The following is a 3028-nucleotide window of genomic DNA, read 5'->3' as shown; positions in this document are numbered from 1 at the left end:
CGGCGTCGAAGTGCTTCGCCTCCGACGTGGCGATGGAGGTGACCACCGACGCCGTCCAGTTGTTCGGCGGCGCCGGCTACACCGTCGACTTCCCGGTGGAGCGGATGATGCGCGACGCCAAGATCACCCAGATCTACGAGGGCACCAACCAGATTCAGCGGGTTGTGATGTCGCGCGCGCTGCTGCGCTGAAACGTTCCGCGGCTACCCGCCGCGCAGATGGGTGACGTCGCCGGCTGACACGGCCACGGTCTGGGCGCCGGTGTCGATGAGCAGATGGCCGTTGTCGTCGATGTCCGTCGCGGTGCCGACGACCTCCCTGCCGCCCGGCAGGACGGCCCGAACCCGGGTGCCCAGCGTGGCGCTGCGGCAGCGGTAGTCGGCGACCAGCCCCGAATCGGGGCCGCCGGCCGAGCGCCAACGGTCGATCCGGGAGGTCAGTTCGGCCAGGACGCTGCCCAGCAGGGCGGAGCGGTCCAGCATCGTCGAGCCGAGCATCGCCAGCGAGGTGGCGCGCGGGTCGGGCGCCTCGTCGGCGGTCATGCTGACGTTCAGGCCCAGGCCCACGACGATCACCGGCGCGGCCATCTCGGCGAGGATCCCGCCCAGCTTGCGCTCGCCGACCAGAATGTCGTTGGGCCACTTCAACTCCGGCCGCAGGCCCGTCGTCGCGCGCACGGCGTCGACCGCCGCCACCCCGGTCAGCAGCGGCAGCCAGCCCCACGCCGCGGGCGGCAAGCCGCCGGTGTCGACCCCGAGGGACACCGCGATCTGCGACCGGGCCGGCGCCGACCAGCTCCGGCCGTGCCGCCCCCGCCCCGCCGTCTGGTGTTCGGCGACCAGCACCGCCCCGTCGACGTCCTCCCCGGCGGCGCGGCGGGCCAGCAGGTCGGCGTTGGTCGAGCCGGTGGACTCGACCACGTCGAGGCGGCGCAGCGCCCGGCCGGGGCCGACGAGGTCGCGGCGCACCCCCTCGACGTCCAGCGGCGGGCGGGGGTGGTCGGTAGCCATGGAAGCCAGCCTAAGCGGGTGGACGATTTTTAACTGGCCGGTCAGTTCGGCTAGGTTGCTTCTCATGACTTCAGTCCGTTTCTTGAGCTGCGTCGCTCTTTCCGGCGCCTTCCTGGTCGGCTCGTTCGGTGGCGCGGCGGTCGCCGCGGCCGACAACACCGTGCCACCGTCCATGCTCAACACCACCTGCTCGCTGGACCAGATCCTGGGCGCCACCAAGGTGGTCGACCCGGTCGCCTACGGCGAGGTGATCGGCAAGTACAACACCGAGCCGCGCTGGGTGCAGGGCGGCATCGTCTACCACATGAACCTTCTGCTGCAGAAGACGCCGCAGGAGCGTCAGGCCGAGGTGAACGAGCTCGTGGGCATCTTCCCGGCCTACGTCTCGATCTTCACCGCCGCCGAGCCGGTGGCCGACAAGATCGCGGCGCTGTGCCCGACGTTGCCGGCCGAGGACCCGGCGGTGTGGAACCCGGCCGCCCCGGCACCCGCTCCGGTGGCCGCTCCGGCCGCACCTGCTCCGGCACCTGCCGCGCCCGCTCCGGCACCGGCACCTGCCGCGCCCGCTCCGGCTCCGGCCCCCGCGCCTGCGCCTGCCTAAGGCTCCAAGTCGCGGGTGACCCTCTCGGTCTCGCGGCGCCGGTCGAGCAACGCGGAATCGGGCTCGGCGAGTTGCACCAGCGACGCGCCCGCCGCCAGCACCGCCAGCAGGTTGTCCACGATCTCCCGGGGGGTCGACCACCCCAGGTCTGACATCACCCGGTCGCCCGCGGTCAACCCCCGCCGCGCGGCACCGCGACGCGCCGCCTCGAGCACATCCTCGACGGAGCGGCCGTCGAGCGCGGGGCCCGGGACGCGTTCGGGGACCACCTGGTCGCCGTGGACCCGCACCGCGGTGGCGTAGTCGACCACCCCGATCGGCAGGTTCGCCGCGGGCTTGCCGAACGGGTCCAGCGACAGCACCGCCACTTCACCGCCGGCCACCGCCTCGTCGGCCTCGGCCAGTCGCTCGAGGGTGCACAGGGCCAGGTCGGCGGGGCCGGTCACCACTTCCGCGCCGATCCACCACACTCCCAGCAGCACCGCCGCGGTCTGCCAGTGCGCCGGCAGCAACACCGACACCCGGCTGCCGGGACCGGCGCCCATCTCGTCGCGCAGCAGATTGGCCGTCTTGGCCGCCCAGTTCGCCAGGGTCACCGTCGAGAGTTCGATGCGCTCGCCGGAGGCGTCGTCGTAGTAGGTGATGCGCGGACCCATGCCGCCGGGACCGAGCAGCGGATCCAGCAGCGCGTCGGTCAGTGTCATCAAGTGACGACTCCGTCGGTAAGGGTCATCGAGTGACGAGTCAGTTGACGCACTTCGGGTCGTCGGACGCGGCGGTGATCACCGGCGACGGCGCCACCTCGCTGGGAACCGCCTCGGCGGCCGCGTCGTCCACCGTCGCGGCGGTGGGCAGTGTCCCGTCCATGCCCGAGCCCGGGCCCTGGTAGTCCGCGGCCAGCACCACCCGCACCGTCCCGGCCGGGATGGCGGGGTCGGATTTCACCGGAAGACCGCCGAGTTCCTTGGCGACCGCCTGGGCGCCGGGATCGTCGACGCTGGCGGCGAGCACCTGGGTCTCGGTGACCTTGGCGTTGTCGTCGTTGTTGCCGATGGCCCCGCCGCCGAACCCGACCGCGGCCAACCGGTCCGACACCGCACCGGCCAGGCCGTTGATGTCGGTGTCGTTGACCACGTCGACCTTGGTCTGGTCCCGGGAGTAGGCGATCTTGGCGGTGTTGCCCTGAACCTGGTCCTGCAGCAGGCCCTTCACCCAGTCCTGCACCTTGGGGGGGTCGACGGTCACCACCGACTGGGTGCCGTCGTCGCTCCAGCCGTCCTCGGCGATCACCGGGATGGTGGCGAAGGCCACGTTGCCACCGGCAAGCCGCTGCAACTGCTTTAGGAAGTCCATGACGTCCCAACCCGAGGAGATCACCACCGAACGCTGGATGGCGTCCTGCAACCGGTTCAACGTC

5 protein-coding genes are annotated in these 3028 nt (G+C 71.9%); 2 read left to right on the top strand and 3 right to left on the bottom strand.

Annotated elements, in window-relative coordinates:
• On the top strand, nt 1-191 hold a 191-nt coding region (locus ADBZ5U_RS15485; RefSeq protein WP_526811675.1), incomplete at its 5' end, for an acyl-CoA dehydrogenase family protein.
• Nucleotides 192-203: 12 nt separating this feature from the next.
• On the opposite strand, the gene ADBZ5U_RS15480 is transcribed toward ADBZ5U_RS15485, so the two are convergent.
• Nucleotides 204-1010: a biotin--[acetyl-CoA-carboxylase] ligase gene (locus ADBZ5U_RS15480; RefSeq protein ID WP_526811673.1), complete on the bottom strand. Its 807-nt coding sequence runs from the start codon at nt 1008-1010 to the stop codon at nt 204-206.
• A 64-nt stretch (nt 1011-1074) separates the two neighbouring features.
• On the opposite strand from ADBZ5U_RS15480, the gene ADBZ5U_RS15475 reads away from it, so the two are divergent.
• Nucleotides 1075-1611 (top strand): DUF5078 domain-containing protein, encoded by a 537-nt coding sequence (locus ADBZ5U_RS15475; protein ID WP_526811671.1) that lies wholly within the window; start codon nt 1075-1077, stop codon nt 1609-1611.
• Here ADBZ5U_RS15475 and ADBZ5U_RS15470 read toward each other — a convergent pair.
• On the bottom strand, nt 1608-2315 hold the full coding sequence (locus ADBZ5U_RS15470) for a TIGR03089 family protein (RefSeq protein WP_526811669.1): 708 nt from the start codon (nt 2313-2315) through the stop codon (nt 1608-1610). The genes ADBZ5U_RS15475 and ADBZ5U_RS15470 overlap by 4 nt on opposite strands.
• A gap of 40 nt (nt 2316-2355) precedes the next feature.
• The coding region (locus ADBZ5U_RS15465) for a LytR C-terminal domain-containing protein (protein ID WP_526811667.1) at nt 2356-3028 on the bottom strand (673 nt) is incomplete at its 5' end.

The sequence above is a fragment of the Mycobacterium sp. genome (assembly GCF_040398885.1).
GTDB lineage: Bacteria > Actinomycetota > Actinomycetes > Mycobacteriales > Mycobacteriaceae > Mycobacterium.
Note: the sequence above shows the minus strand (reverse complement) of the source record. Positions and strands in the feature narration are given on the sequence as shown.